29 protein-coding genes and 1 tRNA gene are annotated in these 24,152 nt (G+C 65.9%); 7 read left to right on the top strand and 23 right to left on the bottom strand.

The features are described 5' to 3' along the window. Positions 1-77: 77 nt before the first annotated feature. Positions 78-842, top strand: a complete 765-nt coding sequence (locus B3E91_RS22010; protein ID WP_287031399.1) for a 2-keto-4-pentenoate hydratase — start codon at positions 78-80, stop codon at positions 840-842. 439 nt (positions 843-1,281) lie between these two features. Here the strand turns inward: B3E91_RS22010 and B3E91_RS22005 are convergent, their stop codons facing one another. Continuing rightward, positions 1,282-2,955: an NAD-dependent malic enzyme gene (locus B3E91_RS22005; RefSeq protein ID WP_287031398.1), complete on the bottom strand. Its 1,674-nt coding sequence runs from the start codon at positions 2,953-2,955 to the stop codon at positions 1,282-1,284. Positions 2,956-3,130: 175 nt separating this feature from the next. On the opposite strand from B3E91_RS22005, the gene B3E91_RS22000 reads away from it, so the two are divergent. After that, positions 3,131-3,928: a phosphodiesterase gene (locus B3E91_RS22000; RefSeq protein ID WP_287031397.1), complete on the top strand. Its 798-nt coding sequence runs from the start codon at positions 3,131-3,133 to the stop codon at positions 3,926-3,928. A gap of 3 nt (positions 3,929-3,931) precedes the next feature. On the opposite strand, the gene B3E91_RS21995 is transcribed toward B3E91_RS22000, so the two are convergent. Further along, entirely contained in the window at positions 3,932-4,312 is a 381-nt protein-coding gene (locus B3E91_RS21995; RefSeq protein WP_090229974.1) for a winged helix-turn-helix transcriptional regulator, read from the bottom strand. A gap of 82 nt (positions 4,313-4,394) precedes the next feature. Here B3E91_RS21995 and B3E91_RS21990 point away from each other — a divergent pair, with 82 nt between their 5' ends. Further along, the gene (locus B3E91_RS21990; protein ID WP_287031396.1) at positions 4,395-5,456 is read left to right on the top strand and encodes an SDR family oxidoreductase; all 1,062 of its coding nucleotides are present in this window, start codon (positions 4,395-4,397) and stop codon (positions 5,454-5,456) included. An 11-nt stretch (positions 5,457-5,467) separates the two neighbouring features. On the opposite strand, the gene B3E91_RS21985 is transcribed toward B3E91_RS21990, so the two are convergent. After that, positions 5,468-6,682 (bottom strand): YeeE/YedE family protein, encoded by a 1,215-nt coding sequence (locus B3E91_RS21985; protein ID WP_287031395.1) that lies wholly within the window; start codon positions 6,680-6,682, stop codon positions 5,468-5,470. A 534-nt stretch (positions 6,683-7,216) separates the two neighbouring features. Between B3E91_RS21985 and B3E91_RS21980 the strand changes: the two genes are divergently transcribed. Beyond that, positions 7,217-8,200, top strand: coding sequence for a phosphoribosyltransferase family protein (locus B3E91_RS21980; RefSeq protein ID WP_287031394.1), 984 nt, complete (start codon positions 7,217-7,219; stop codon positions 8,198-8,200). A 33-nt stretch (positions 8,201-8,233) separates the two neighbouring features. Here B3E91_RS21980 and B3E91_RS21975 read toward each other — a convergent pair whose 3' ends face one another. The 3 genes from B3E91_RS21975 to B3E91_RS21965 all read right to left on the bottom strand — a co-directional run bounded on the left by B3E91_RS21975 (position 8,234) and on the right by B3E91_RS21965 (position 10,984). Then, complete coding sequence (locus tag B3E91_RS21975; RefSeq protein WP_287031393.1) at positions 8,234-9,148, bottom strand: helix-turn-helix transcriptional regulator; 915 nt, start codon at positions 9,146-9,148, stop codon at positions 8,234-8,236. Between the two features lie 142 nt (positions 9,149-9,290). Further along, positions 9,291-9,986 (bottom strand): fumarylacetoacetate hydrolase family protein, encoded by a 696-nt coding sequence (locus B3E91_RS21970; RefSeq protein ID WP_287031392.1) that lies wholly within the window; start codon positions 9,984-9,986, stop codon positions 9,291-9,293. Between the two features lie 104 nt (positions 9,987-10,090). After that, on the bottom strand, positions 10,091-10,984 hold the full coding sequence (locus tag B3E91_RS21965; RefSeq protein ID WP_287031391.1) for a LysR substrate-binding domain-containing protein: 894 nt from the start codon (positions 10,982-10,984) through the stop codon (positions 10,091-10,093). A gap of 138 nt (positions 10,985-11,122) precedes the next feature. On the opposite strand from B3E91_RS21965, the gene B3E91_RS21960 reads away from it, so the two are divergent. Beyond that, the gene (locus B3E91_RS21960) at positions 11,123-11,734 is read left to right on the top strand and encodes a glutathione S-transferase (protein WP_287031390.1); all 612 of its coding nucleotides are present in this window, start codon (positions 11,123-11,125) and stop codon (positions 11,732-11,734) included. A gap of 35 nt (positions 11,735-11,769) precedes the next feature. Beyond that, positions 11,770-12,006 carry a DUF1127 domain-containing protein gene (locus B3E91_RS21955; protein ID WP_287031389.1) on the top strand — a complete coding sequence of 79 codons (237 nt, stop codon included), beginning with the start codon at positions 11,770-11,772 and terminating at the stop codon, positions 12,004-12,006. A 23-nt stretch (positions 12,007-12,029) separates the two neighbouring features. Here the strand turns inward: B3E91_RS21955 and B3E91_RS21950 are convergent, their stop codons facing one another. The 3 genes from B3E91_RS21950 to B3E91_RS21940 are packed head-to-tail and all read right to left on the bottom strand — an operon-like array spanning position 12,030 to position 15,276. Beyond that, a complete protein-coding gene (locus B3E91_RS21950; protein ID WP_287031388.1) occupies positions 12,030-13,616 on the bottom strand; it encodes a DHA2 family efflux MFS transporter permease subunit in 1,587 nt (528 codons plus the stop codon). Then, positions 13,613-14,743, bottom strand: coding sequence for an HlyD family secretion protein (locus B3E91_RS21945; protein ID WP_287031387.1), 1,131 nt, complete (start codon positions 14,741-14,743; stop codon positions 13,613-13,615). The genes B3E91_RS21950 and B3E91_RS21945 overlap by 4 nt, the downstream gene beginning before the upstream one ends. Continuing rightward, the gene (locus tag B3E91_RS21940; RefSeq protein ID WP_287031385.1) at positions 14,740-15,276 is read right to left on the bottom strand and encodes a winged helix-turn-helix transcriptional regulator; all 537 of its coding nucleotides are present in this window, start codon (positions 15,274-15,276) and stop codon (positions 14,740-14,742) included. Before B3E91_RS21940 ends, B3E91_RS21945 begins: the two co-directional genes overlap by 4 nt. A gap of 313 nt (positions 15,277-15,589) precedes the next feature. Here B3E91_RS21940 and B3E91_RS21935 point away from each other — a divergent pair. Beyond that, positions 15,590-15,663 (top strand) — tRNA-Gly (locus B3E91_RS21935). 99 nt (positions 15,664-15,762) lie between these two features. Here the strand turns inward: B3E91_RS21935 and B3E91_RS21930 are convergent. The 14 genes from B3E91_RS21930 to B3E91_RS21865 form a co-directional block, all read right to left on the bottom strand. Further along, complete coding sequence (locus tag B3E91_RS21930) at positions 15,763-15,933, bottom strand: helix-turn-helix transcriptional regulator (protein WP_287031417.1); 171 nt, start codon at positions 15,931-15,933, stop codon at positions 15,763-15,765. 13 nt (positions 15,934-15,946) lie between these two features. Beyond that, positions 15,947-16,153, bottom strand: coding sequence for a DUF7696 family protein (locus B3E91_RS21925; protein ID WP_287031383.1), 207 nt, complete (start codon positions 16,151-16,153; stop codon positions 15,947-15,949). Continuing rightward, positions 16,146-16,349 (bottom strand): type II toxin-antitoxin system HicA family toxin, encoded by a 204-nt coding sequence (locus B3E91_RS21920; RefSeq protein ID WP_287031416.1) that lies wholly within the window; start codon positions 16,347-16,349, stop codon positions 16,146-16,148. Before B3E91_RS21920 ends, B3E91_RS21925 begins: the two co-directional genes overlap by 8 nt. Positions 16,350-16,393: 44 nt before the next feature. After that, positions 16,394-17,632 (bottom strand): phosphoadenosine phosphosulfate reductase family protein, encoded by a 1,239-nt coding sequence (locus B3E91_RS21915; protein ID WP_287031382.1) that lies wholly within the window; start codon positions 17,630-17,632, stop codon positions 16,394-16,396. Continuing rightward, entirely contained in the window at positions 17,629-18,054 is a 426-nt protein-coding gene (locus B3E91_RS21910) for an ASCH domain-containing protein (protein WP_287031381.1), read from the bottom strand. The genes B3E91_RS21915 and B3E91_RS21910 overlap by 4 nt, the downstream gene beginning before the upstream one ends. Further along, positions 18,051-18,374, bottom strand: coding sequence for a hypothetical protein (locus tag B3E91_RS21905; RefSeq protein ID WP_287031380.1), 324 nt, complete (start codon positions 18,372-18,374; stop codon positions 18,051-18,053). The genes B3E91_RS21910 and B3E91_RS21905 overlap by 4 nt, the downstream gene beginning before the upstream one ends. Beyond that, on the bottom strand, positions 18,364-18,564 hold the full coding sequence (locus B3E91_RS21900; protein WP_287031379.1) for a hypothetical protein: 201 nt from the start codon (positions 18,562-18,564) through the stop codon (positions 18,364-18,366). Before B3E91_RS21900 ends, B3E91_RS21905 begins: the two co-directional genes overlap by 11 nt. Then, a complete protein-coding gene (locus B3E91_RS21895) occupies positions 18,561-19,169 on the bottom strand; it encodes a hypothetical protein (RefSeq protein ID WP_287031378.1) in 609 nt (202 codons plus the stop codon). Before B3E91_RS21895 ends, B3E91_RS21900 begins: the two co-directional genes overlap by 4 nt. 1 nt (position 19,170) lies before the next feature. Continuing rightward, on the bottom strand, positions 19,171-19,434 hold the full coding sequence (locus B3E91_RS21890) for a hypothetical protein (RefSeq protein ID WP_287031377.1): 264 nt from the start codon (positions 19,432-19,434) through the stop codon (positions 19,171-19,173). A 59-nt stretch (positions 19,435-19,493) separates the two neighbouring features. Further along, complete coding sequence (locus B3E91_RS21885) at positions 19,494-20,414, bottom strand: hypothetical protein (RefSeq protein ID WP_287031376.1); 921 nt, start codon at positions 20,412-20,414, stop codon at positions 19,494-19,496. 101 nt (positions 20,415-20,515) lie between these two features. Continuing rightward, positions 20,516-20,896 (bottom strand): hypothetical protein, encoded by a 381-nt coding sequence (locus B3E91_RS21880; protein ID WP_287031375.1) that lies wholly within the window; start codon positions 20,894-20,896, stop codon positions 20,516-20,518. A 13-nt stretch (positions 20,897-20,909) separates the two neighbouring features. After that, positions 20,910-21,182 (bottom strand): hypothetical protein, encoded by a 273-nt coding sequence (locus tag B3E91_RS21875; RefSeq protein ID WP_287031374.1) that lies wholly within the window; start codon positions 21,180-21,182, stop codon positions 20,910-20,912. Positions 21,183-21,237: 55 nt separating this feature from the next. Continuing rightward, positions 21,238-21,369: a hypothetical protein gene (locus B3E91_RS21870; protein ID WP_287031373.1), complete on the bottom strand. Its 132-nt coding sequence runs from the start codon at positions 21,367-21,369 to the stop codon at positions 21,238-21,240. A gap of 53 nt (positions 21,370-21,422) precedes the next feature. Next, complete coding sequence (locus B3E91_RS21865; protein WP_287031372.1) at positions 21,423-24,152, bottom strand: toprim domain-containing protein; 2,730 nt, start codon at positions 24,150-24,152, stop codon at positions 21,423-21,425.

The following is a 24,152-nucleotide window of genomic DNA, read 5'->3' as shown; positions in this document are numbered from 1 at the left end:
CGACACGGTCGCACACCCCCTGATCCTCGGCCGCCACCCTCGGGTAGCGGCCGACCGAACGAAACGAGGAATCCGCCGTGACTACCGCTGCTCCCGCATCAACCCTCGCCAGCCTGCTTCATCAGGCGCGCCAGGACCGCCAGCCGCTGACCGGGCTGGACCCGGCGCAGGCGCCCGCCAATCCGGCCGCCGCTTACGCCGTGCACAAGCAGATTCTCGGCTTGCGCGATGTAGGAGTGGCGGGCTGGAAGGTCGGCTCGAAATCCTCCGACGGGCCGATCCAGGCGGCGCCGTTGCCTGCCGACGGCGTGCATCCGACCGGCGTGCAACTGCGCCGCGACGACTTCCAGCCGCTGGCGCTGGAGCTCGAGGTAGCGTTCCGCTTCAACCGCCGTTTCGAGCCGGGGCGCAGTTATTCGGACGAGGAGGTGATGCAGGCCATCGGCTCCATGGGCCCGACCATCGAGCTGGTCACCAGCCGCTACGCCGACTGGCCGAAGGTCGAGCCGCTCTGGCAACTGGCGGACCTGATGAGCCACGGCGCGCTGGTGGTCGGCGAGTTCATCCCCTATCGGGAAGACTTTCCCTTCGCCGCCCCTTCGCTGACCTTCGAGTTCGCCGGCGAGCGCCGCCTGCCGGACTGGACCGCGGTCAACACCGCCGGCGATCCACGCCGCCTGCTGCCGTGGCTGGTCAATCACTGCACCGCCCAGGGCATCGTGCTGACCCCGGAAACCGTGGTCACCACCGGTTCCTACATCGGCATGTACTTCGCCGAAGGCGCCGGTGCCGTGAAAGGCAGCATCGCCGGCTTGCCGGCGGTGGAGTTGACGTTGGTCTGAGTTCCTCCGGCGGCCGCGTTCGGTGGGGTCGGTATCCGTGGTGGGCTGAAGCCCACCCTACGGTGTTGCGCGAAATTCCAGAGCCCCTGGCGGCGATGCCGGGGGCTTTTCGTTCGCGTCCATCACCCCGGGAATCGCAGCACGTAGGGTGGGCTTCAGCCCACCGCCGTCCAGTATCCGTGGTGGGCTTAAGCCCACCGCCCTCAGTATCCGTGGTGGGCTGAAGCCCACCCTACGGTGTTGCGCGAAATTCCAGAGCCCCTGGCGGCGATGCCGGGGGCTTTTCGTTTGCGCCATCACCCCGGGAATCGCAGCGCGTAGGGTGGGCTTCAGCCCACCGGTGTCCAGCCCACCGATCCAGGCCACTGGCACCTGCGACCCCTAACGAAAAACCCCCGGACAAGCCGGGGGTTCTGGTTTCGCCAACGCGTCGGGACTATCAGTCCTGCGCGCGGTATTGCCGGTAACGCGGGTACCAGAAGTTCGCCTCGATCGCCGCGTGCAGCTCGTCGTCGCTGCGCCCCGGCGCCACGCCGGCTTCCTGCGCAGCCTTGCCCACGGCGAAGGCGATGCGCTTGCTGACTTCCTGCACCTTGCTCAGCGGCGGCAGCATCTCGTCACTGGCGGAGCATTCGGCCAGTGCCAGCGCCGAGGCCATCAGCATGCTTTCGGTGACGCGCTCGGCCTGCACCGCCAGCACGCCCAGGCCGATGCCGGGGAAGATGTAGGAGTTGTTGCACTGGGCGATCGGGTAGGTTTTGCCGTCCACGGTGACCGGCTTGAACGGGCTGCCGGTGGCGATCAGCGCCTGGCCCTTGGTCCAGGTCAGCACGTCTTCCGGGCGCGCCTCGATCTGCGAGGTCGGGTTGGACAGCGGCATGATGATCGGCCGCGGGCAGTGGCTGTGGAGGGTCTCTATGATTTCCTGGGTGAACAGCCCACCCTTGCCGGACACCCCGATCAGCACGCTGGGCTTGGCGTTGGCGACCACGTCGAGCAGCGAGGGCAGCGTTGCGCTGGTCTTCCAGCCGGCCACTTCGTCGCGGCTGTGCATCAGGCGCTTCTGGAAGTCGTACAGGCCTTCCTGGTCGTCGGTGAGCAGGCCCTTGCTGTTGAGCAGGTAGACGTGCTGGCGTGCCTGCGCGTCGCTGAGCCCCTCGGCCTTCATCGCCGCGATGATCTGCTCGGCGATGCCGCAACCGGCGGAACCGGCGCCGACGAAGGCCACGGTCTGCTCGCTGAGCTTCTCGCCCTTGAGCTTGCAGGCGGCCAGCAGGGTGCCTACGGTGACCGCCGCAGTGCCCTGGATGTCGTCGTTGAAGCAGCACAGCTCGTCGCGGTAGCGCTCCAGCAGCGGCATCGCGGTGGCCAGGGCGAAGTCCTCGAACTGCAGCAGCACGTTCGGCCAACGGCGTTTCACCGCGGCGACGAATTGCTCGACGAAGGCGTAGTACTCCTCGCCGCGCACGCGCTGGCGGCGGATGCCGAAGTACAGTGGGTCTTCCAGACGCTCGGGGTTGTTGGTGCCGACGTCCAGCACGATCGGCAGCGTGTAGGCCGGGCTGACGCCACCGCAGGCGGTGTACAGCGACAGCTTGCCGATCGGGATGCCCATGCCGCCGACGCCCTGGTCGCCGAGGCCGAGGATGCGTTCGCAGTCGCTGACCACGATCACCTTGACGTTGTCCTTGGTGACGTTGCCGATGATTTCATCCATCTGCTCGCGGTCATCGTAGGAGATGAACAGGCCGCGGTGGCTGCGGTAGATACGCGAGAATTCCTGGCAGGCCTTGCCCACGGTCGGCGTGTAGATGACCGGCAGCATCTCCTCGAGGTGCTCGTCGACCAGGCGGTAGAACAGGGTTTCGTTGAAATCCTGGATCGAACGCAGCAGCACGTGGCGTTCGAGATCGGTGTTGCAGGCCTCGAACTGACGGTAGGCGCGGGCGGCCTGCTGGTCGATGGTTTCGATCTGATTCGGCAGGAGGCCGAGCAGGCCCAGTTCGCGGCGTTCTTCGGCAGAGAAGGCGGTGCCCTTGTTCAGCAGCGGCGTGCTCAGCAGCGAAGGACCCTTGAAGCGCACCGTGACCGGGCGAAGGGGTGGGTTATTCATTTCGTCACCTCTCTTTTTGTATTTTGCATTCAATATATGGATTTTTCCGAGAAGCGCCAGATGAACTTGTCCTTCCCCGGGCTCTTCTGTGTGGCGCGTTACTTGCTGCGGTACTCCGCCGAATGCTCTGCGTGATTGCCGCCGGGGCATCGATCATACGAGCCCTGGGGAAAGAATGCTCATCGCCCAACTGTCCGACCCGCACATCCGTCCCGTCGATACGCTCTACCAGGGGCGGGTGGACTCCAACGCGATGTTCCGCGCCGCCATCGACCAGTTGAACCAGCTGCATCCGCAGCCGGACCTGCTGATCATCAGCGGCGATCTGGTCGACGAAGGTTCTCCCGCCGAGTACGCGATGGCCAGGGCGCTGCTGGCCGGGGTTCGCCAGCCCATGCTGCTCATTCCCGGCAACCACGACGAGCGCGAAGCGTTTCGCGCGGCCTTCGCCGACCACCATTATCTGCCCGCCGGCGGCCCGCTGCATTTCATCGCCGCCGACCACGGCCCGCTGCGCATCATCGGCCTGGACGTCACCGTGCCCGGCGAGCACCACGGCGACATGAGCGAAGCGGCCGTGGCCTGGCTGGAACAGGCGCTGGCGCGCGAGCCGCAGCGGCCGACGCTGATCATGCTGCACCAGCCGCCGTTCGACAGCGGCATCCCGTACATCGATCTGTACAAATGCCGCAACGGCCACCGGCTGGAGCAGCTGGTGTCGCGCTACCCGGCGGTCGAGCGGATCGTCTGCGGACATATCCATCGCTCGATGCAGCTGCGCTTCGGCGGCACGCTGCTGTGCACCGCGCCGAGCACCACCACGGCCATCGCCCTGCGCCTGGACCCGGACGCCGAGGAAGCGTCCTACATCGAGCCGCCGGCGATGTTGCTGCACCACTGGCGGGCCGAAACCGGGCTGATCACCCACTGGCTGCCGATCGGCTCGTTCACCGGCCCGCTGCCGTTCGCCTGAGCCTCAGCGTCGCTTCGAGGTGGCGCGCGGCTCGAGATCGTCCAGCGCCGCGGCGTTCGCCCGAGCCCAGTCGTAGACCATCTCGATCGGCTGCACCATCAGCTCGCCGAGCGGCGACAGCGCATACTCCACCGCCGGCGGCACGCTGTCCTCCACATGCCGGGTGACCAGGCCGCTGGCGGCCAGCTCGCGCAGGGTCTGGCTGAGCATCTTCATCGAAATGCCGGACAGGCTGCGGTGCAGCGCGCCGGTACGCGCACGCCCGCCATGTCGGGCGTGGAGGGTGTGCAGGATCATGCTGGTCCACTTGGTGGCGAACAGTTCCAGCACGCGGCGCGGTGCACAATCCTCGCGCCATTGCTCTTCGGGAGTCCCGGGTTTCATCGGTGGTTACCTTTTGGTGCCGACTTGGACAGCGGTCCAGGGGTCTTTATGGTGTCGGGAACGTTTATCCGTGGAGTCGATTATGTCGAAGGTTGCATTGGTTGTCGGGGCGAGCGGGATCGTCGGTAGCGCGACCGTGGAAGAACTGCTCGGGCGGGGCTGGCAGGTTGCCGGCCTGGCGCGCAAACCGGTCGCCCGGCCCGGCGTCACGCCGATCGGCGCGGACCTGCTGGACGCCGCCTCGCTCAACGCCGCCCTGGCCACGCTGGCGCCCTCGCACCTGTTCATCAGCACCTGGTCGCGCCAGTCCAGCGAGGCGGAAAACATCCGCGTCAACGCCGCCATGCTGCGCAACCTGCTGGACGCCCTGGGACCGCGCGGCAGCCTCGAACACGTGGCGCTGGTCACCGGGCTCAAGCACTACCTCGGCCCGTTCGAGGCCTATGGCAAGGGCGCCTTGCCGCAAACGCCGTTCCGCGAGGAACAGGGCCGCCTCGACGTCGAGAACTTCTATTACGCGCAGGAGGACGAAGTGTTCGCCGGTGCCGGGCGTCATGGCTACCGCTGGAGCGTGCACCGCCCGCACACCATCACCGGCGTGGCGGTGGGCAATGCGATGAACATGGCGACCACCCTGGCGGTGTACGCCTCGATCTGCCGCTTCAGCGGTCGTCCGTTCCGCTTCCCGGGCTCCGAGGTGCAGTGGAATTCCCTCACCGACATGACCGATGCCCGCCAACTGGCGCGCCAGCTGCTGTGGGCCTCGACCACGCCGGCAGCGGCCAACCAGGCGTTCAACGTGGTCAACGGCGACCTGTTCCGCTGGAGCTGGATGTGGCGACGCATCGCCGAGTGGTTCGGCCTCGAGGCGGCGCCGTTCGACGGCAGCCTGCAGCCGCTGGAGCGGCAGATGGCGGATGACGGCAAGGTCTGGGCCGAGATGGTGGCGAAGTTCGATCTGGCCGAAGCGGACCTGAACCGGCTGATCTCGCCCTGGCACACCGACGCCGACCTGGGTCGGCCCATCGAGGTGGTGACCGACATGTCGAAGAGCCGCAAGCTGGGCTTTCTCGACTACCAGGCCAGCGACGACGCCTTCTTCGACGTGTTCGCCCGCCTGCGCAAGCAGCGGCTCATTCCCTGAGCCGCTGAGGTTCAGCAGCCGGTCAGTTGGACTTCGCGGCGTTCACCGGGGAAGAACAGTGGTCGCAGGCGCACGCCGACGCCGTTGCCGACGAACGCCGCCACCAGCCATAGCCAGCCGTGCAGGCTGCCGGAGGCGATGCCGCTGAAGTAGGCGCCGATGTTGCAGCCATAGGCCAGGCGCGAACCGTAGCCGAGCATCAGCCCGCCGATCACCGCGGCCACCAGGGAGCGCAGCGGAATCCGCAGGTTCGGTGCGAAGCGTCCGGCCAGGCCGGCCGCCAGCAGCGCGCCGAGCATGATGCCGATGTCCATCACCGTGGTGATGTCCTGCCAGACCGGTGCGGCCAGCGCGCTGGCGTTCGCCGGCTGCTGCCAGAACGGCCAGCTGGACACCGCCACCCCCATCGCTTGCAGCACCTTGGCGCCCCACAGGGCGAAGGCCGAGGTGATGCCCCACGGGCGTCCGGCCAGCGCCAGGGTCGCGTAGTTGAGCAGCGCCAGCAGCACGGCGCCCCAGACCAGCGGCCAGGGGCCCCGGAAAAAGCGCTGCAGGCCCTGATGTTCGCTGGGTGCCGCGCGTTCCAGCTGGCCGTGGCGACGCAGTTCCAGGCGCGCGCTCAGGGCGGCGATGGCGGCGAACAGCGCGAGGCTGAAGATCAGCGCCGGCAGCATGCCCATGGTGGTGATGATCGACGTGGGCGGCAGGCTGGGCAGCGCCGACCACCACTGCAGATGGTGGGTAGCCAGCACACCGCCGACGATGAAGAACAGCAGGGTGACCAGCATTCGCGCATTGCCGCCGCCGACGGTGAACAACGTGCCGGAGGCGCAGCCGCCGCCCAGCTGCATGCCGACACCGAAGATGAAGGCGCCGACCACCACCGAGGTGCCCGCCGGTGCGACCAGGCCCTTCACCGGCATGCCGAACAGCGTGCCCGCGCTCAGCGCCGGGAAGAACAGCAGCACCGCCATCGCGAGCATCACCATCTGCGCGCGCAGGCCAGCGCCGCGGCGATCGTTGAGGAACACCCGCCAGGCCGAGGTGAAGCCGAACGCGGCGTGATAGAGCACCAGGCCCAGCGCCGCGCCGACAATGAACAGCAACGCCTGGCGGCCGCTGACGCCCAGGCTCAGGGCGACCGCGCCGAGCAGCAGCAGGGTCATGGCGACCATTGGCGTACCTGGGCGCGGAGCCGGGGCCGCCGTGGAAATCGATAAGCTCATTAGGAAGAACCGCACTGCAAGGAGGACCGCCATTTTAAACCTCGACCGGCCGCCACCCAAGCCTGAGTCGCCAGACGCGCTGGCTTTCGTCGGACGGATCGTCTGCGTTGTTGCCGAACTTCCCGGGATTGGCGTTCAACTTTCCTGACACACTTTCCCGACACTTCACATATATGCGTGTCCGCATGTACGTCATTGGCCAGATATGACCAGGCAATACAGGGCGGATAACTTTCCTTCGCGTGGGGCTGAAGACCGGCGAGTGTTACGAGTTATGACCAGCGGGGTTTCTCGGTAATTCGTTCATATATATTCCCGAATGACAAAAGCATGCATTCGTGGACTTCTCCGGTTTGATCGGGAGTCCGCGAAGTGCAGTCCGATGCGTATATGACCACTACGACGTAGTCGTTCCCGACAAACAGGGAAGTCGCCGAGGTTACCCCCTCCGATTACCGAACAACGCTTCGCGGACGCCCCGCAAGGCGCCTCCGTTTGTCGTCAAGAAGGATTCTGCGCCCAGGAGTTTCGTGCATGAACTACAGAAGCATCAACGACGTGTCCTACCTGGCCACGCGCTTTGCAACCCGCATTCCGCCTGATGTAGACCTCGTCGTGGGCATTCCGCGAAGTGGCATGCTGGCCGCCAGCATCATCTCCCTGAAACTCAATCTGCCGCTGACCGATCTCTACTCGTTCCTGCGCAACGACGACCTGAAGAAGGGCAGTACCCGGACCTACAAGTTCGCGTCCCGGAGCAAACCGCAGGAGGCGAAGAAGATTCTTCTGGTGGACGACAGCATCTATACGGGGAAGTCCATGCAGGCCGCACTGGAACAGGTCAGGGCCACATATTCCGGCGACGTGGTGAGTCTGGCGGTATTCGCCCAGAGCGATAATACCGCGCAGGTCGATGTGCACTTCGAAGTTGTCCCGCAGCCACGACTGTTCGAGTGGAACATTATGCATCACCCGTTATTGATGTCCGCGTGTCTGGATATCGATGGTGTCCTGTGCGAAGACCCCACTCCCGAGCAGAACGACGACGGCCCGCGTTATATCGAGTTCCTCAACACCGCCAAACCGCTGTTCATTCCGTCCACCAAGGTGGCCGCGCTGGTCACCAGCCGGTTGGAGAAATACCGTGGCGAAACCGAAGCATGGCTGGCCCGGCACGGGGTTCAGTACGAAACCCTGTACATGGTCGACCTGCCTTCGGCCGAGGAGCGGCGACGCCTGAACATCCACCACAAGTTCAAGGCCGAGGTCTACGGCAAGAACCTCAGTTCGCGGCTGTTCATCGAGAGCGAGGAGTTCCAGGCGCAGGAGATCATGCGCATCACCGGCAAACCGGTGTTCTGCATCGCCACCAACCAGATGTACGTGGCCGGCAACCTGCTGCAGCAGATCAAGCTCAACGCGCTGCGCAAGGGCGTCGGGCTGAAGCGTCGGATCAAGGATCGCCTGAAGAAGCTGCGTGCACTGGTCTACCCCAAGCCTCCGATGGAGAACGTCTGACAGAGAACGGCGCCGCAGGGCGCCGTTTTTGGATCAGGGTTTCGCGCCCCGTTGCTGCTCGCGGCGGAACTGCCCTGGCGGCATGCCGTGGCGCTTGCGAAAGCAGCGCGAAAAGTAGGCTTCGTCGGTGAAGCCGCAGGCGAGGGCGACGTGGGCGAGGGGCTTGTTGCCGTTGATCAGGTGGGTGCGCGCCAGCCGCATGCGCCGCTCCAGCACCAGTTCGGAGAAGCTGCTGCCGGTTTCCTTGCGCAGCAGGTGGGTGAGGTAGTTGGGCGACAGAAACGCCGCCGCCGCGGCGTCCTTGAGGTTCATCCGTGGGTCGAGCAGGTGTTCGCGGATGTACTTGGACACCCGGCCCATGGCATCCCGCCGGCCGCGCTTCTCGGCCTTGTTCGCCGACAGCGCCAGCAACTCGTCCTGGTAGCGCGTGCAGACCAGGCCGATCAACTGCAGCAGGTAGCCCTTGAGGATCAGCTCCGAGCCGAAGTGGCGCGCGCTGTCCACCGCGCGCATCCGCTCCAGCAGTTCGGCGACCGGGCCGAATTCGTCGTCGTCGAGGATGAAATCCAGGTGCTCCTGAAAGCGGAACGGCGCCAGTTCCTGCGCCTCGCTGAGCGGAATGTCCTCCAGGTCCAGCGCGTCGCAGCGCACCTGCGGCAGGAGGAACTCCTGGGCGAAGTTGATCAGCACGAAGTTGCCGTCTTCGGGGTGCGGGATCACGTGCAGGCGATGCGGCAGGATGAACGCCAGGGTGTTGCGCGGGAACGGGCGGATCGCGCCGCCGATATGCTGCAGCGTGTCGCCGCCCAGGTTGATCTGGATCTGGAAGTACTCGTGCCGGTGCGGCGCGGTCAGCGCCGGGCGCGCCTGCTTGTCGCGGATGTAGAAGTCCGCGCGGTCGCTGCGTTGGTGCATGCCGTACGTGGGCACGCGGGACGGATCGGGCATGTTCGACGTAACCGGAATCTCGGGCGGTGAAGGCCGCAGGGTGATCGGGGAGGGCGAGCGCAGGTGCGCTGCGCCATCCTACCTGCTTGTGGGAGCGCCTTGGTCCCGGAGAGTTCGCGGGCTCGCCCGCTGCGCGCGGGAATCAGCGCGCGGCGATGCCCAGGCTGAATTCGGCGATGCCCTCGATGCCGCCTTCGAGGCGGTCGCCCGGCTGCAAGGCGCCGACGCCCGCCGGGGTGCCGGTGAAGATCAGGTCGCCGGCCTTGAGCTGCACCGATCGCGAGAGATGGGCGATGACGTCGCTGACCGGCCAGATCTGCTCGGCCAGGTCGCCGCGCTGGCGCGCCTCGCCGTTCACCTTGAGCCAGATCGCGCCGCGCTGCGGATGCCCAGCCACGCTCGCCGGCACCAGCGCGCTGCAGGGCGCAGAGCCGTCGAAGGCCTTGGCCCATTCCCACGGGCGGCCCATCTTCTTGGCCTGCGCCTGCAGGTCGCGGCGCGTCAGGTCCAGGCCGACGGCGTATCCCCAGACGTGATCCAGCGCCTGCGCGGGGTCGATATCGACGCCGCCCTTGCCGATCGCCACTACCAGTTCCACCTCGTGGTGGAGGTCAGCGGTGAGCGGCGGATAGGCGAGGGTGCCCTCGGCCGGGACGACCGCGTCGGCCGGTTTCATGAAGAAGAACGGCGGTTCGCGGTCCGGATCGTGGCCCATCTCGCGGGCGTGCTCGGAGTAGTTGCGCCCGACGCAGAACACCCGGCGAATCGGGAAGCGCGCGGACTGGCCGGCGACGGCCACCGAGGGCAGGGCGTTGGGGGCGATTACGTAGTCACTCATGGCAGGTCTCCTGTCGGTTTGCCTGCCAGAAGTCTGCGCAACCCGCCCGGCGCCGGGTTGGAGAGAACTACGCGGGTCTTGGACGGAGCAACGCAGATCGCGTCCTAGCGGCTCAACTGTGCCAGATAGAGCGCGACTTCCTCCTCCAGCCAGCCGGCGAATTCCTCCTGCTTGCGCCGGCTGCTTTCGCGCGGCGGCCAGACCAGCCAGTACGGATGCGCATAGGGCACCGCGATCGAGGTCAGTTGCACCAGTTCGCCGCGTTGCAACGCGGCGTGGACCAGGCTGCGGCGCTCCAGGGCGATGCCCTGCTGCAGCCGCACCGCTTCCAGCACCAGGTTGGAATCGTTGATCCACAGGCCCGCGCTGTCGGACGGTTCCTCCACGCCGGCCGCCTGGCACCAGCGCAGCCAGGGCTCGCCGGTGCGGATCAATGGCAGGCGCATGGCCGCTTCGGGGGTATCCGGCAACTCGCCGCCGTTGAGCCGTGGCGAGGCGACCAGGATCAGATCGTCGTCGAACAGCTTCTTCTGCGTCGCCCCTTCCCAATTGCCCTGGCCCATGCGGATCGCCACGTCGATGGCCTCCTGGCGGATGTTCTGCAGGCCCAGGCTGGCTTGCAGGCGCACCCGGTAACGCGGGTGTCGCGCCTGGAAGCCCGGCAGGCGCGGCAGCAGCCAGCTCAGCCCGAAGGAGGGCACCACGGCGATCACCAGGTCGTCGCGGCCGGGGCGGTCCTGCACCAGCCGCGTCGCCTCGGCGATGTTCGCCAGCGCGTGGCGAATCTGCAGCGCATACAGCCGGCCGTCTTCGGTCAGCGTCAGGCCGCGGCCCTCGCGGACGAACAGCGACAAACCGAGCAACTGTTCGAGCAGCTTGATCTGCTGGCTGATCGCCGAATGGGTGACGTGCAGTTCGCCGGCCGCCAGGGTGATGCTGCCGAGGCGGACGACGGTTTCGAAACTGCGCAGTGCGGAGAGCGGAGGAAGTGTGGTCATGTAAGCAAATCTAACAGAATTGCTTAATTTCTATCGATTTTCGCACGGCCGATTAAGCGCTAATTTAATCGCCATCGAGCCGCCATATGGCGCCCAGGGAAACAGCTTTGCGCTATCGACACCCAAAGGAATTCGTTAATGAAACTAATAGGTATGCTGGATTCGCCCTACGTCCGCCGGGTCGCTATTTCCCTCCGGCGGCTGGGTATTGCCTTCGAGCACGAGCCACTCTCGGTGTTCAGCACCTTCGAGCGCTTTCGTCAGATCAACCCCGTGGTGAAGGCGCCGACGCTGGTCTGCGACGGCGGCGAATCGTTGATGGATTCCACGCTGATCCTCGACTACCTGGAGGCCCTTGCCGGGCCGGGCCACAGCCTGATGCCTTCCGCACTCCCAGACCGGTTGCGCGCGTTGAGGGTGATCGGCCTGGCGCTCGCCGCGGCGGAGAAGACCGTGCAGATCGTCTATGAGCAGAACCTGCGCCCGGTGGAGAAACAGCACGCGCCCTGGCTGGAACGGGCCAACGGCCAACTGCTCGCAGCCTACGCGGAGCTGGAGGCTGAACTGGTACGGCGGCCCTTGCAGGGCGGCGAGACGATCGGCCGGGACGGCATCACCGTCGCCGTCGTCTGGAGCTTCACTCGCATGATGCTCGGCGATGTGGTCGATGCCCGCGCGTATCCCGCGCTCGACGCCTTCGCCAGCGAAGCCGAGCGCCTGGCGATATTCCTCGAAACACCGGCACGTTAGCCGCCCGAAACCCGCCTGCGCGGAAGGAGGTTGCGATGAAAAAACAACAGAAGGGCTATGCGCTGGTGATGCGCGGGCAGCTATCCCCGGCATCGCGCCTCCCGTACTGGCGCCGGCTGCTTGCCCTGCTGGCGCGCTGGCAGCGCCTGGCGGCGCAGCGCCGTCACCTGGTGAGCCTCAGCGACGCGACGCTCAAGGACATCGGCCTGACCCGCGTGGACGTCGAGCAGGAATTCAACCGCCCGTTCTGGGACGACCAGCCGCGTAGCTGAGGGCTGCGCACCGGCGCTTCTGCTCAGTGCGCATCCGCCGGCGGCGCGGCCGGTGGCACGACCTTGTGCATCAGCGGCACCAGCGCGGTGGCGACGATGAAGCAGCACATGATGGTCAGGAAGGCATCCGAAAAGGTCTGCGTCTGCGCCTCGCGGTAGGTCAGCAGCCAGAGCTGGCGCAGGCTGGCGGTGCTGCCTTCGATGCCGCTCTGGCCAAGGCTGGCGAAGTTGCCGCCGACCTGGTCGAGCCAGCGGTTCAGTGCCTCGTTGCTCCTGTTGAGGTGTTCGGCCAGGCGGGTGAAGTGCAGGTTGGTGCGGTCGTTGAGCAGGGTCGCGCAGGCGGCGATGCCGATCGCGCCACCCAGGTTGCGCATCAGGTTGAACAGCCCGGAGGCGTGCTTGAGCCGCGTCGGGGCCAGCGCGCCGAGGGTCAGGGTGACTGCCGGTGGCACCGCCAGCTGCTGGGCGATGCCGCGCAGGGCCTGCGGCAGCAACAGTTCCCTGGCGCCCCAGTCATGGGTGATCGGCGAGAAATCCCACATCGACACGGCGAACAGCGCCAGGCCGGCCATCAGTATCCAGCGCAGGTCGATGCGGTTGGCGAGGAACGCGTAGAGCGGAATCGACATCACCTGGAACAGGCCGGTGGAAAAGACCGCGAGGCCGATGTCCAGCGCGCTGTAGCCGCGCACCCGGCCGAGGAACAGCGGTGTCAGGTAGATGGTGGCGAAGAGGCCGATGCCGGTAACGAAGGAGAAGAAACAGCCGAGGGCGAAGTTGCGCTCCTTCAGCGCGCGCAGGTCGACGATCGGGTTGGACACGATCAGGCTGCGGCTGACGAAGGCCAAGGCGGCGAGGGCGGAAATCCACGCGGTGGCGACGATGGTGCTGTCGCTGAACCAGTTCCAGCGCGGGCCTTCTTCCAGGGTGTATTCCAGGCAGCCGAGGAAAATCGCCATGAACGCCATGCTGGCGTAATCGGCGCCCCTGAGCAGCGACAGGTCCGGCTTGTCGATGCGCACCAGCATCGGCACCGCGACGGCGACGAAGATGCCCGGCACCAGGTTGATGTAGAACAGCCAGTGCCAGGACGAAACCTCGGTGATCCAGCTGCCGATCACCGGCCCAAGGGTCGGCGCCAGCGACGCGATGGCACCGATGGTGGAGGCGGCGATGACCTTCTGCTTGCCGCTGAAGAAGATGAACGCCGAGGTGAACACCATCGGGATCATCGAGCCGCCGAGGAAACCCTGCAGCGCGCGGAAGGCGATCATGCTCTGGATGTTCCAGGCCAGGCCGCAGAGCAGGCTGGTCAGGGTGAAGCCGATCGCCGAGGCACAGAACAGCCAGCGCGTGGAGAACACCCGCGACAGCCAGCCGGACAGCGGGATCACCACGATCTCGGCGATCAGGTAGCTGGTCTGTACCCAGGCGGTCTCGTCGGCGCCGGCGGAGAGCCCGCCGCCGATGTCGCGCAAGGAGGCGGAGACGATCTGGATATCCAGCAGGGCGATGAACATGCCCACGCACATGGCGGCGAAGGCGAACACCTTCTGGGCGGTGGGCATGCTGGCGGGATCGAATGCCGGGGCGCCGGCGGCAGCGCTCACGGCGTGCTGGCCAGCGGCGCGGAGGCAGGTTCGGTCTGCGCCCTGGTGTCCACCGAGGCGGTCACCGAAAGCCCTGGCCGCAACTGGCCGAGCAGGCCGTCGACCGGATCGAGGATCACCCGCACCGGGACGCGCTGGACGATCTTGGTGAAGTTGCCCGTGGCGTTCTCCGGGGGCAGCACGCTGAATTGCGCGCCGGTCGCCGGCGCCAGGCTGTCCAGGTGGCCGTGGAACTCGCGGCCGGGCAGCACGTCGGCACGCACGCTCACCGGTTGGCCGGGGCGCATGTCGGCAAGCTGGTCTTCCTTGAAATTGGCATCCACCCAGAGCCCGCTGGCCGGCACCACCACCAGCAGTTGCGTACCGGCAGCGGCATAGGCGCCGACCCGCGCACGGCGGTTGCCGATCACCCCGTCCACCGGCGCACGCAGTTCGGTGTAGCTCAGGTCCAGCTGCGCCATCTCGCGTTCCGCGTTCGCCTGCATCAGCGCGGCGCGGGCCTGTTGCTTCTGCGTGGCGATCACTTCCAGCTGGCGCTGGGCGGCGAGCAGTCCGGCCTGTGCCTTTGCCTGGTTCGCCTGGGCGGTCCTGTAGGTGGCTTCCACGCGCTGCGCGTTCTCCACCGAAACGGCGTTCTTGCTGACCAGCGAGACGTAGCGTCGGTTGTCGTTGCGCGCGCGGTTCTGCTCGGCGCTGGCGGATTCGATATCCGCGAGGGCCTGGCTGATCAGCGCCTGCTGCAGGTTCAGCGTGGCGTCCAAATTGGCCAGCAGCGCCTGCTCGGCCGCCACCGCACCCTCGGCGCGGTCGAGGCGGGCGCGGTAATCGCGGTCGTCGATCTTCACCAGCAGGTCGCCGGCGCGCACCGGCTGGTTGTCGGTCACCGCCAGTTGCGTGATGTAGCCGGCAACCTTCGGCCCGATCACGGTTACGTCGCCACCGATGTAGGCATCGTCGGTGTGCTCGATGAAACGACCGACCTGCCACCAGTGCAGCGCATAGAGTGCCGCGGCGACCAATAGGGCGATCAAGGCCAGCAGGGCGACGACGCGCTTGAACGGCTTGCCGCGCGCAGGTTTCAGCGTGGTGGCCTGGGTGGCGGGCTCGATGCCGCTCAGCGAAGTCATGACAGGGTCACCGAGGTGGCGGGCAGCTGGGCATCACGTTCGGCGCGCCGCCGCCGGCCACTTTCCAGACGCCGATGCAGGGCTTCGTCCGCCGCCGGGCCTGGGCGCACCACGTGCCGCTCCCGACTGATGGGCGCGCCGCTATGGGCGTCGATCAGCTGCAATCGCACGGGCTGCTCGCTGGCCTTGTCGGCAAGCAACACGCTGGCACCGCCCTTGGCGAAATGCCTGTTGCCCCAGTCCATGAGCGTCAGCAGCACCGGTCGGAAGTCGCGGCCACGGTCGGTCAGCAGGTAATCGTGGCGCAGCGGTTTTTCACTGTAGACGCGGCGCTCCAGCAACCCGCTGTCAACCAGCCCATTGAGCCGTCGGGTAAGCATGTTCGGTGCGATGCTGAGGCTTTTACGGAAATCGTCGAAGCGGCTCAGCCCATAGAAGGCATCGCGCAGGATAAGGATGCTCCACCACTCACCCACATGATCGAGACTCCTCGCGACGGGGCATTGCGTGCTCTGGAAGCGGGTTTTCTTCATCGCGAATGATCCTGTGGCTTTAGAATTACAGTCGTAATCTAAATGGGTGAATTTCACTCTGCAAGTGACTCCTGCAGGTTTTTCGTCGAAGCGGATCTCATGCGAATCACGCGAAAATGCCGGCACCTGACCTGGATGCGCGGCTATTTCACGGAAGATCAACGGGTTATAAAGGTGCGCAGGCGCCGCTCTTGCCGGGCAGCGAACCTCCGCGAAAATGATGACGCGCCCCCCTGGCCGTCGATGCGGTTGGCCTTCAACTGCCGAACGCGCTTCAATTCCCAAACGCTTTCTGGTAAAAAGAGCGCCCTCAGCGGGCGTCGTATAATGGCATTACCTGAGCTTCCCAAGCTCATGACGAGGGTTCGATTCCCTTCGCCCGCTCCAGAATCCATGCGGCCTCCAAGGTCTCCCCATTTTCGATGGGGTCCACTTTGGGGGCCGTTTCACTTTCTGATGGACCAAAAAAAGGGCCGCAACGCGGCCCTATGGTTTCCAGGTTCCTGGCGAATCTTGCCAGGCGGCGACATGTGAAGAGCGCCATCCAACACGCCCCGGTGTGAGTTTGATCGGTTTGGGAAAGCGCTCTGCCTTCACCTCTCGCCACAGGGTGGCCCGGGACAAGCTAGTTGCAGCGCAGACTTCCTCCTCGCGCATGAAAACGTCCAACTTACCCATTCCGTCCTCCCAGCCATTCGGCGCGCCGCCCCCACTGCCGACGCATTTCTTCCACCAGGTGAGCGACGCCGTTGGCGCCGCGTTTCGGGGTAAGCAGTTGCTCAAGCTCCGCCACCTTCTCCTTGCTGGTGTAGCCACGCTGCAGCCAGTACCTAGCCTCGAATTCGCGGCGGCGCTGGCCGTGATCGATATCAGCCATGTTCGGGCACCACCACCATGGATTTGCGGTCGGCCCTGGCCAGCATAGCCACGGCATTGTCCACGGCACGCCAATCGCTCGGCGTGCTGCTGGTGTGGATGATCGGGCGCCCGGGTTTGGTGAAGCGGAGGTGCCCACCATTGGTCATTGCGGCCGACCAGCCGTGAGTCTGGGCGTATTGGAACAGGCGAAGCATGCGCTTGCCGAAGCGGCGGCCGCCGGTGATCAGGACTTGGCGGCTCATGATTGCGCCTCCAGAAACAGCAAGGGCTGCACCGAGCCGTCTGCATACACCTTGTCGAGAGGGGTGGTGGCGATGGGTTCGTCGCCGTCCCAACCATCAGGCCAGGTCTCTGCGGCGATCAGCTCTCGGATGCGTGCCTCTTCCTCGGCGTTGATCATATCCACCAGCGGGCGCCCGAGGCGCAGCGCGGCCTCGTTGATTTCCGCTTGAATGCCGAGCAGTTGCTCTAGCGCCCAGAGGCGCGACTCCAGCAGGATTGGCCCCATACGTTGCGGGTTAGCGGCGATGCTGCCGTCCTTTAGCCGCTCGATGCCCGCTTTGCGAAGCCGGTGCTGTGGCTCGCGCAGCTCGCGCCACAAGGCCCTGATGCGCTTGAGCGGTGCGAGGTAGGCCCAGGATGGATTGAGCAGGATGGTGTCGAGCGCTTTGTCTTCGCTAGCCAGGGGACAGGCGGTGCAGCCGGTACGCGCGTTGATTTCCTCCGCCTCGTCGCCGCCGTAGGCGTCGGCAATTGTGGCGGTCGACCAGTCGCCGAACTCCTCTAGCGGAGCCCAGTGCTTGAGCCATTCCCAAACGTGGCAGACACGCCAATGCAGTAGTGGGGCCAGGGTAGCGAGGCGCCCTTTCAGGCCTTTGGCTTCGGGCAATATCTTCTGGTACCAGCCCTGGCCACACTCGGCGCCATCCTTGCCACAGCTCATTTCGATGCGCTTGTCGCGTATCGCGCTTTCGCCCTGGCGCACCCCGGTGATCATCAGGACGTTGCCATCCAGGTTCGCGAGGCGCTGCTCAAGCGCCTGGGTCATCGGGTCAATCTTGATCTGGCGCGTGCACCAACGGAGCGTGTTGTTGTTCGGCGGTGGCACGCCGCGCCCCAGGATGTAGACCATAAAGCGCTTGTCCATCGGCGCTGTGACAACCTCGATGTGGATGCCGCGCTCTTCCAGCTCGTCCATGATCTGGCCCGCAGCATTGGCCAGCGGCAGCAGCTCCTGGCGTGTGTCGGCGTAGAACACGGTGAGCGTCTTGGGCGGCTTGATGCGGCCGGAGTCAATTAGCCAAATGACCAGAGTGAGGGTGGCGCTGCTGTCCTTGCCGCCGGACCAGGCAATGCCCCAGTGATCGTGATCGGCGCCGTAGGCCTGCAGGGACTGAATCGTCAGCTCAATGCTTTCGGTCATCTGCAGGCGCTGGGCGCCGGCGGCGAAGATGTCGCCTTGACGAAGGGCGCTCATGCTGGAAGCTCCCGGTAGTCAACCTGGAAGAAGCCCAACTGCCCCTTGCAGGGCAGGAAGGGGAGCGGTTTGGCGTCGGCCAGGTCGAAGCCGTACCGGCCGAAGAACCAGGGCGAAGGGCTGTCGCCGCTGCAGCCGGTGATGGTAGCGATGCCGACGATGCCGCCGCGCTCCAGCTCGTTGAACAGAGGTAGCTTGATACCGACCTCGAGTGCGAAGTGGTAGGCGTCGGTGTACTCGGCGCCGGTCATGCCTTTGCCCGCGTGGATCAGCACGCGCCCACGGAAGTGAGTCGGCCAGCTGCGGTTCTCGATGTCCTTGATGTGGCCGGCGGCCAGCGCCGCAGCGCGTTCGGCGGGGTCGGTCAAGTCGGGGCGAACGATCAGCCATGCCCAGGGCTGGCGAATGCTCAGCGCTTTCATGCGGCACCTCCGGTGCGGGACTTGGCTTCGTTGCAGGTTTCCTCGCGGGTGTGGCAGATGCCGCAGTTGGGGCAGTGCGCCTTGTCGCTGGTGTTGGTTGCCAGCTCGCCGGGGTGGGCGAAGCACGAGCAGCCGTAGGCAAGCCCCTCGCGGGGCTGTTCCTGGATCAAGCCCGGTGCAAGGCCGAGCTTTTTCACCAGGGCGTCGGCGGCGTGGCGCGGGCCGGCCGTGCAACTGGCTGAGGGTTTGATACCGGGGGCCTTGGCGATGTAGGTGCCGGTGTACTCGCGGACGTTGATGATGACGGGCTCAACGGACATAGCGGCGCTCCTTCGCTTCGCGGATGGCGGCGCGTTCGGCCATGAATGCCGCCCACTCGACCGCCTTACGCTGCTGGCGGATACGGCTGCAGGCGCGGTGCTTGCGGGTTGCGCGAGCCTTGCCGCACACGTCGCAGATGCTGGGCAGGTCCAGTGCCTTGCTGGCCATGGTTGGACGGGTGCGGGTCATTGGGCACCGCCTTCGCACGCGGTCTGCTTGGCGAGTAGCTCGTTGCGCAGGTTCACCAGCCTGGGATCGAAGGGGACCGGGACGCCGAAGCGCTGGCGCCAGGGCATGTCGTCGCCGCGGTTGCGCAGGGCGAGCAGTAGCGTGGACAGCGTGCAGCCTTTGCCGATGGTCATGCCGCCGGGCAGCTTCACGTCGCACGGCAGCTTCATGCCCAGGTCCAGGCCAGGAACGGCTGGCGTCGCTTGGGTGAAGGTGAGTAGCAGAGCCTCGAAGTAGTCGATCGCCTCGGCAACCGGGTTGTGGTGTGCCTCGAATACCTCCCGAACCTGCTCGGCGATTACCTTCGGCAGGACCGACGCGGGGCGGGACTCCACCAGCGGCCCGCACCACTCGAAGCGGTCGGCCAGATCGGCAACGAACGGCCAGTCGCGCAGGTCATCGTTGATGTTGCGCTCGTTGATGTTACAGACCAGCACGCCGCTGGCGGTGGTGGCCACCTCTACCAGGGCGTGGCGGGAATGGTCCTCGCCGAGGCGGAAGCCGCGGACGTAGTAGGCGCCGGGGGCGGTTGGTTTCTGGTTGTTCCAGGTCAGGGGGTGGGCCATGTCAGTTGCTCCCCATCAGCGCGCGGGTGAGGGCGTTGGGCTGGCCTTCGGGGGTGAGCTGGTCGAGTGGCAACGTGGTGCAGCTGCCGTTGCGTGCTTGAACGGTCGCAGCGCTGCCATCGATGGCGATGATCTTGCCTTCACGTGCAGTGAAGCGAACGCCGCGGCCAGTGGTCTTGGAAACGACGTAGGACACCTTATCGCCGATGGCAAACGTGTTCGTGGTAGCCTCGGCGCCGCTGACTTCGGGGGTTTGTGCTTGCATGGTGCTTCTCCTTGGGGTTGGTGAGGCCTCGGGGGGTTGCCGCCCCCCGGGGCCGTCTTTTACGCCGCGACGTATCCGCCGGCGGTCTTGTGCAGCAGGCCCAGTTCCGCGGCCTGCTGCAGCAATCGGGTGGCCTTGCTGCTGCCTATCTGGAGTTCCTTCGCCACCTGCCTGACTGCCACCTTGGCGCCGCTCTGCGCTTTGGCGATGAGCTGCTGCAGCTCGGGCGGCAGGACCTGGGCGACGGCTGTTCCCGTGTCGGTTTCCGTTCGTTCCTGCTGGCGTTCCTTGGCTTGTTTCCGGTTCTCGGTTACGGCTACGGGGGAGCGCTCCGCGACGGGGGTGGAACGCAGGGCGGCGAGGATCAGGGCCGGGACAACCTCCAGCGCGGCGGCAAAGCCGGCGCAGAGCAGGGTGGCCAGTTCGAGGGGTAGGCCTGCGGCCCTGGCCGGGCGGGCGAGTAGGGTGGTCAGCTCTTGCGATGCGGAGTCTCTGCGCACCTGGGCGCGTTCGCGTTCGGCGTCGATGCGAGCCATGGCGGCGTTCTCCAGCTCCAGGGCGCGGCTGACCATGCCGCGTTCGCGCAAGGCATTGGCCTGCAGATGGATGGCGGCCGCGTCGGTGTCGAGCTGCTCGATGCGAGCGGCGTCGGCGTCGCGCTGTTCCATCAGGTCGACCTTGCGCTGTTCGTGGCGGGCCTGGTACTCGGCGCGGCTGGTGATGATCGAGCTGTATAGCCGGTCGTAACTGGCCCAGCCGGATACGCCGCCCAGGGCGAGCGCGCAGGCCATCATCAGCAGCGCGCAGAGGGTTCGTCGTGAAGGCAGCAGCCCGAGGGCCAGCGGCCAGGCGACATACTTGAACAGGTCCAGGACGACCGCTGCGGACGCGAACAGGGCTGCCAGCATGGCGTTCTCGATCAGCGCGGCGATGGCCAGCGCCACCGACGTGGCGGTCACGCTTGCCAGCGCGGCGACCATTGCCAGCAAGGCCCAGCGGTGGTGCTGTTGTAGGTGGTGCATGGTGCTTCTCCTTGGGGGCAGGCCCTGCCGAGTTGCCGCTCGGCAGGGCGGCGCAGGCATCAACGGACGCGAATTTTCTTGTCGCCGTCGATCACGTACAGGTTCACGTCGGCCAAGCGGTACTGGCCGCCAACTCCACCTTTCACGACGTAATCGCCGCCGCCGTCGTGGACGATGCGCACCTTGAAGGGGTAGCCATAACCGTTGATACGGCACAGCTCTGCCTGGCAGGCGTACCTGCTGGACTTCTTAATCTCGGCGTACAGCTGCTGGTTACGCCGGCTGCGCTCGTTGTGGCCTGTCTCGTAACCTATCCAGGCGCTGCGGGTTTCGCCGTTGATGAAGTTGCCAGCCGTGCCGTCGGTGGTCAGGTCGTAGCCGCAGGGCTTCGCCCATGCCTCGAAAGCGAACAGCAGGTTCAGTCGATTCAAATGGCTCATCTGCACTTCCCCCCTACGCCCGGACCACGGCATGAATGATCAGATCGGCCGGGAAGCTGCTTGCGGCGCGGGTCAGGTGCGTGACGGTTGCCTCGTAGCAGTCGTTGATGCACACCACCTTCGCACCCTTGGCAAGGCGGTTGCGGACGAGCATCTCGATCTCGTTGTCCTCGAAGAAATCGGCGTGGATGATTTCCTCCTCGCCCAGGCCGGCGGCCCGGGCCAGCTCGCGCAGCTTGGTGGTCTTGCCGGTGGCGCGTTCGCCGCGAATCACGTTCATCTGCATGGTGCTTCTCCTTGGGGAAGGGTTGCCCGGGCGTTGCCGCGCCCGGGCGGAGGGGTCAGTGGAGGGCCGCGGCCAGTACGGACGGTGCGAGGTAGCCGGCCAGGATCAGCAGGGCCAGGGTCAGGCCACTGAGGGCCAGGGTGATCAGCGTTTCGCGCCGATGGAGCTGGTTGGCGGTGTTGTGCATGGTGCTTCTCCTTGGGGTAGGGACCGGGGCGTTGCCGCGCCCTGGCGTAGTCGTCACGCGAGCTGGAACAGCCAGCAGCGGACGGTTTTCGAGGCGCCCGACATGTCGGTCGAGCGCACTGAGTTGATGGCCTTGTTGCTCTCCAGGAATTTGGGCGACTTGCTCGTCTTGAGCAGGCGCTTGAGCTCGTGGATCGGCGGCACCTGCTGGCGTTTGTTCATGGCCATCTCGATGACTTCGTTCAGGTGCAGGGCGACGAAGGTGTTCTTGCGCGAGTGGTTGAGCGCGCCGCCTGGCTCGTCCAGCGGGCCGTTGAGGAACTCGAACAGCTCCCAGAAGCTGGTTACGACGGGGTGGTCGGCGTTGATGGCCTGCTGCCGTTCCAGGGCCATGGCCGCTACTTCCTCATGCACCAGGGCGAGCTGGTCGTCGTTCATCGGCACCACCAGCTGCAGGCAGTCGACCAGGCTGCGCAGTTGCGCGTGGTTCTTCGCGATACGCACCGTGCGAATGCCGGGCAGGGCCAGCAGCTGCTGCTCATAGCCAGACGTGCGCTCGTCCAGGCGCTTCACGATCTGCGCCTCCGGCTGCAGCGCCTTGATCAGGAAGCCGCTGAGGTGCTCCACCGGCATGCGCTCCAGGCGCTCGGCGACGACCTTGGTGTCCGGCGTCTGATGCTCGCGGGTCAGGTGCACGTGCCCCAGGCGCTGGAGGATCGGCTCGGAGGCGTTGACGGCGTTGTTCTGGGCGATGAGCAGAGCGCCGCGGAACGGCGGTTCGCGGGTGTCGTTGCCGTTGTTCTTCACGCCGGTGGAACGCACGCTGCGGCCGTTGTAGGCGGTTTTCAGCTCGTCCCAGTCGAAGTGCTTCACCGGCGCGCCTTCCTTCTGCTCGCGCTCGGACTCGATCAGCACCACCGGCAGGTTGCCGACCTGGGCGAAGTTGCGCGCGCGGCTGGCGGGGGTGGCCTTGGATGGGTCGAAGCCCTCGTACTCGGTGCGGCCGACCAGCTTCCAGAGGAATTCCACCAGGGTGGTCTTGCCGGAGCCCGCTTCGCCGATCAGCTCCAGGAACAGGTAGCTCTTCTGCAACTGGCGAATCTGCTCGGCGTACAGGGCGCCCAGCCACCAGGCCAGCACCACCACGCCGCGCGCCCCAAAGCAGCGCCAGAACAGCTCAAACCAGCCTTCCTGGTAGTCGGCCAGGTTGGCGTTGATGTGCAGCACGGGGGACTGGCTCTGCGACTTGATGCTCTGCCGGCCGACGTCGAAGAAGTCCTCTTCGTTGAGCTTGTGCACCTTGCCGCCGGCGATGGCCAGCTCGTTGAACACGTAGATGCCGTGCTCGCGGGTGTAGCCGATCCAGTCGATGGTGTTGACCGTCTTGAGGATGTCGAGCTGTCCTTCGAGCATGCGCTCCAGCTGCTGCGGCGTGCCGCTGAACAGCGCACCGTTGCTCACGTTAAGCAGGCGCTTCTTGAACTCCGGCGCCGACGAAATCTGCGCCGCGGTGAAGGTGCTCTTGACGATGGGCGCCTCGGGGCGCTCGACGCGGAAGTAGTACCAGGCCTCGTCCGTCTGCTCGTTGCGCATGAAGTACAGGGCGTGGAAGTAGCAGTTGGCGATGCGCATCACCGAACCGCTCTGGCGCAGCGCCTTGTCGCGGCGCTGGCGGTCGTTGAGCAGGGCAGCGTCCTGGCTTTCGTCGGTTTCCATGTCGCGCATCGCGCGGTCGTACTTCTCCAGGTCCAGGCGGAACCAGTAGAGGCGGGAACGGAAGGCGAAGTGGAATTCCTTCTTCTCGTCCCACTCGTACATCAGCATGGCCTTTTCCTCGGCGGACTCGGCCAGTAGCAGTGCGCCTTGATGGCGCGCCTCGGTAAGGTCCTGCTCGATGCGTTCGAGGCGCTCGTCGTCGCCCTCGATGAATTGCCAGCGTTGGTGCAGGTCGTTCCAGTCGGTTTTCTTGGCACCGCGCTGCGGGATGACGGCTGCCTCGCAGGTAAAGCCCAGGGCGCGGGCTTCCTTCGCCCAGCGCCGCATGTTGGCCTTGGCCACCGGCTCGTTATCCAACGCCCAGATCAACCGCGGGAGGCGGGTATCAGCCTCATGGCAGGCCGCTTTCAAAGCCCTGAGCGACTCAGTGGGGCATGGCGCGCTGCTCATCATGGAGACGGCCGGCACGTCGTGGTGCATCAGGGCAATGGCGTCGAAGATGCCCTCGACGATCCACAGCTCCTGTACCTGCACCAGGTCGAGGGTCGGCGGGCGCCACCAGATGCCCTTGTAACTCTCGCTGCCCGGCGCTACTGGCCGGAAGCGGGCCTTCATCTTGCCGAAGCGCTCGGGGCGGTCGATCAGCCGCTCCCAGTAGCCGCCCTTGTCCAAGGCGAAGCGCACGGTGGCGCTGCCGATGCCCAGGTCGCGGCTCCAGTAGTTTTCCTGGGTGAACCAGCCGTCGATGAGCTCGATGCGGAAGCCGCGCGCCATTTCAAGGTAGGCACGCGCCGTGGCGGTCGGGTTTTCGGGCGTTGACGGCGCCTGCTCGCTCCAGTCGTTGAACAGGTCGCTGTAGAGCTCCTTGACGTGAACACGGTGGCCGCACTTCTCCGGCCGGCCGCAGATCAGCATCCAGGGCGAATCGTGGAAGGTGTAGAGGGTCTTCTTGCCGCAGTTCGGCGCCGGGCAAACACCCTTGCGCATGTAGTTCGTACCGGCCATGTGGGTGAGGCCGAAATCACTCTCCAGCCGGCGCAGCACCTCAAACCGGAGTTTCTCTTGCAT

This window comes from Pseudomonas sp. UBA6310 (assembly GCF_002438225.1).
Lineage (GTDB): Bacteria > Pseudomonadota > Gammaproteobacteria > Pseudomonadales > Pseudomonadaceae > Pseudomonas_O > Pseudomonas_O kuykendallii.
Note: the sequence above shows the minus strand (reverse complement) of the source record. Positions and strands in the feature narration are given on the sequence as shown.

What these genes read in the sequence shown, in the direction of transcription:
- B3E91_RS21980 (WP_287031394.1), top strand. Translation starts at nt 7,217, where the DNA reads ATGAACTACAGAAGCATCAACGACGTGTCCTACCTGGCCACGCGCTTT.
- B3E91_RS21925 (WP_287031383.1), bottom strand. Translation starts at nt 16,153, where the DNA reads ATGGCTGATATCGATCACGGCCAGCGCCGCCGCGAATTCGAGGCTAGG.
- B3E91_RS21930 (WP_287031417.1), bottom strand. Translation starts at nt 15,933, where the DNA reads ATGCGCGAGGAGGAAGTCTGCGCTGCAACTAGCTTGTCCCGGGCCACC.
- B3E91_RS22000 (WP_287031397.1), top strand. Translation starts at nt 3,131, where the DNA reads ATGCTCATCGCCCAACTGTCCGACCCGCACATCCGTCCCGTCGATACG.
- B3E91_RS21895 (WP_287031378.1), bottom strand. Translation starts at nt 19,169, where the DNA reads ATGGCCCACCCCCTGACCTGGAACAACCAGAAACCAACCGCCCCCGGC.
- B3E91_RS21915 (WP_287031382.1), bottom strand. Translation starts at nt 17,632, where the DNA reads ATGAGCGCCCTTCGTCAAGGCGACATCTTCGCCGCCGGCGCCCAGCGC.
- B3E91_RS21985 (WP_287031395.1), bottom strand. Translation starts at nt 6,682, where the DNA reads ATGAGCTTATCGATTTCCACGGCGGCCCCGGCTCCGCGCCCAGGTACG.
- B3E91_RS21975 (WP_287031393.1), bottom strand. Translation starts at nt 9,148, where the DNA reads ATGCCCGATCCGTCCCGCGTGCCCACGTACGGCATGCACCAACGCAGC.
- B3E91_RS21970 (WP_287031392.1), bottom strand. Translation starts at nt 9,986, where the DNA reads ATGAGTGACTACGTAATCGCCCCCAACGCCCTGCCCTCGGTGGCCGTC.
- B3E91_RS21940 (WP_287031385.1), bottom strand. Translation starts at nt 15,276, where the DNA reads ATGAAGAAAACCCGCTTCCAGAGCACGCAATGCCCCGTCGCGAGGAGT.
- B3E91_RS21955 (WP_287031389.1), top strand. Translation starts at nt 11,770, where the DNA reads ATGAAAAAACAACAGAAGGGCTATGCGCTGGTGATGCGCGGGCAGCTA.
- B3E91_RS22005 (WP_287031398.1), bottom strand. Translation starts at nt 2,955, where the DNA reads ATGAATAACCCACCCCTTCGCCCGGTCACGGTGCGCTTCAAGGGTCCT.
- B3E91_RS21875 (WP_287031374.1), bottom strand. Translation starts at nt 21,182, where the DNA reads ATGCAGATGAACGTGATTCGCGGCGAACGCGCCACCGGCAAGACCACC.
- B3E91_RS21990 (WP_287031396.1), top strand. Translation starts at nt 4,395, where the DNA reads ATGTCGAAGGTTGCATTGGTTGTCGGGGCGAGCGGGATCGTCGGTAGC.
- B3E91_RS21945 (WP_287031387.1), bottom strand. Translation starts at nt 14,743, where the DNA reads ATGACTTCGCTGAGCGGCATCGAGCCCGCCACCCAGGCCACCACGCTG.
- B3E91_RS21890 (WP_287031377.1), bottom strand. Translation starts at nt 19,434, where the DNA reads ATGCAAGCACAAACCCCCGAAGTCAGCGGCGCCGAGGCTACCACGAAC.
- B3E91_RS21910 (WP_287031381.1), bottom strand. Translation starts at nt 18,054, where the DNA reads ATGAAAGCGCTGAGCATTCGCCAGCCCTGGGCATGGCTGATCGTTCGC.
- B3E91_RS21960 (WP_287031390.1), top strand. Translation starts at nt 11,123, where the DNA reads ATGAAACTAATAGGTATGCTGGATTCGCCCTACGTCCGCCGGGTCGCT.
- B3E91_RS21900 (WP_287031379.1), bottom strand. Translation starts at nt 18,564, where the DNA reads ATGACCCGCACCCGTCCAACCATGGCCAGCAAGGCACTGGACCTGCCC.
- B3E91_RS21905 (WP_287031380.1), bottom strand. Translation starts at nt 18,374, where the DNA reads ATGTCCGTTGAGCCCGTCATCATCAACGTCCGCGAGTACACCGGCACC.
- B3E91_RS21885 (WP_287031376.1), bottom strand. Translation starts at nt 20,414, where the DNA reads ATGGTCGCCGCGCTGGCAAGCGTGACCGCCACGTCGGTGGCGCTGGCC.
- B3E91_RS21865 (WP_287031372.1), bottom strand. Translation starts at nt 24,152, where the DNA reads ATGCAAGAGAAACTCCGGTTTGAGGTGCTGCGCCGGCTGGAGAGTGAT.
- B3E91_RS21965 (WP_287031391.1), bottom strand. Translation starts at nt 10,984, where the DNA reads ATGACCACACTTCCTCCGCTCTCCGCACTGCGCAGTTTCGAAACCGTC.
- B3E91_RS21880 (WP_287031375.1), bottom strand. Translation starts at nt 20,896, where the DNA reads ATGAGCCATTTGAATCGACTGAACCTGCTGTTCGCTTTCGAGGCATGG.
- B3E91_RS21995 (WP_090229974.1), bottom strand. Translation starts at nt 4,312, where the DNA reads ATGAAACCCGGGACTCCCGAAGAGCAATGGCGCGAGGATTGTGCACCG.
- B3E91_RS21870 (WP_287031373.1), bottom strand. Translation starts at nt 21,369, where the DNA reads ATGCACAACACCGCCAACCAGCTCCATCGGCGCGAAACGCTGATCACC.
- B3E91_RS21920 (WP_287031416.1), bottom strand. Translation starts at nt 16,349, where the DNA reads ATGCTTCGCCTGTTCCAATACGCCCAGACTCACGGCTGGTCGGCCGCA.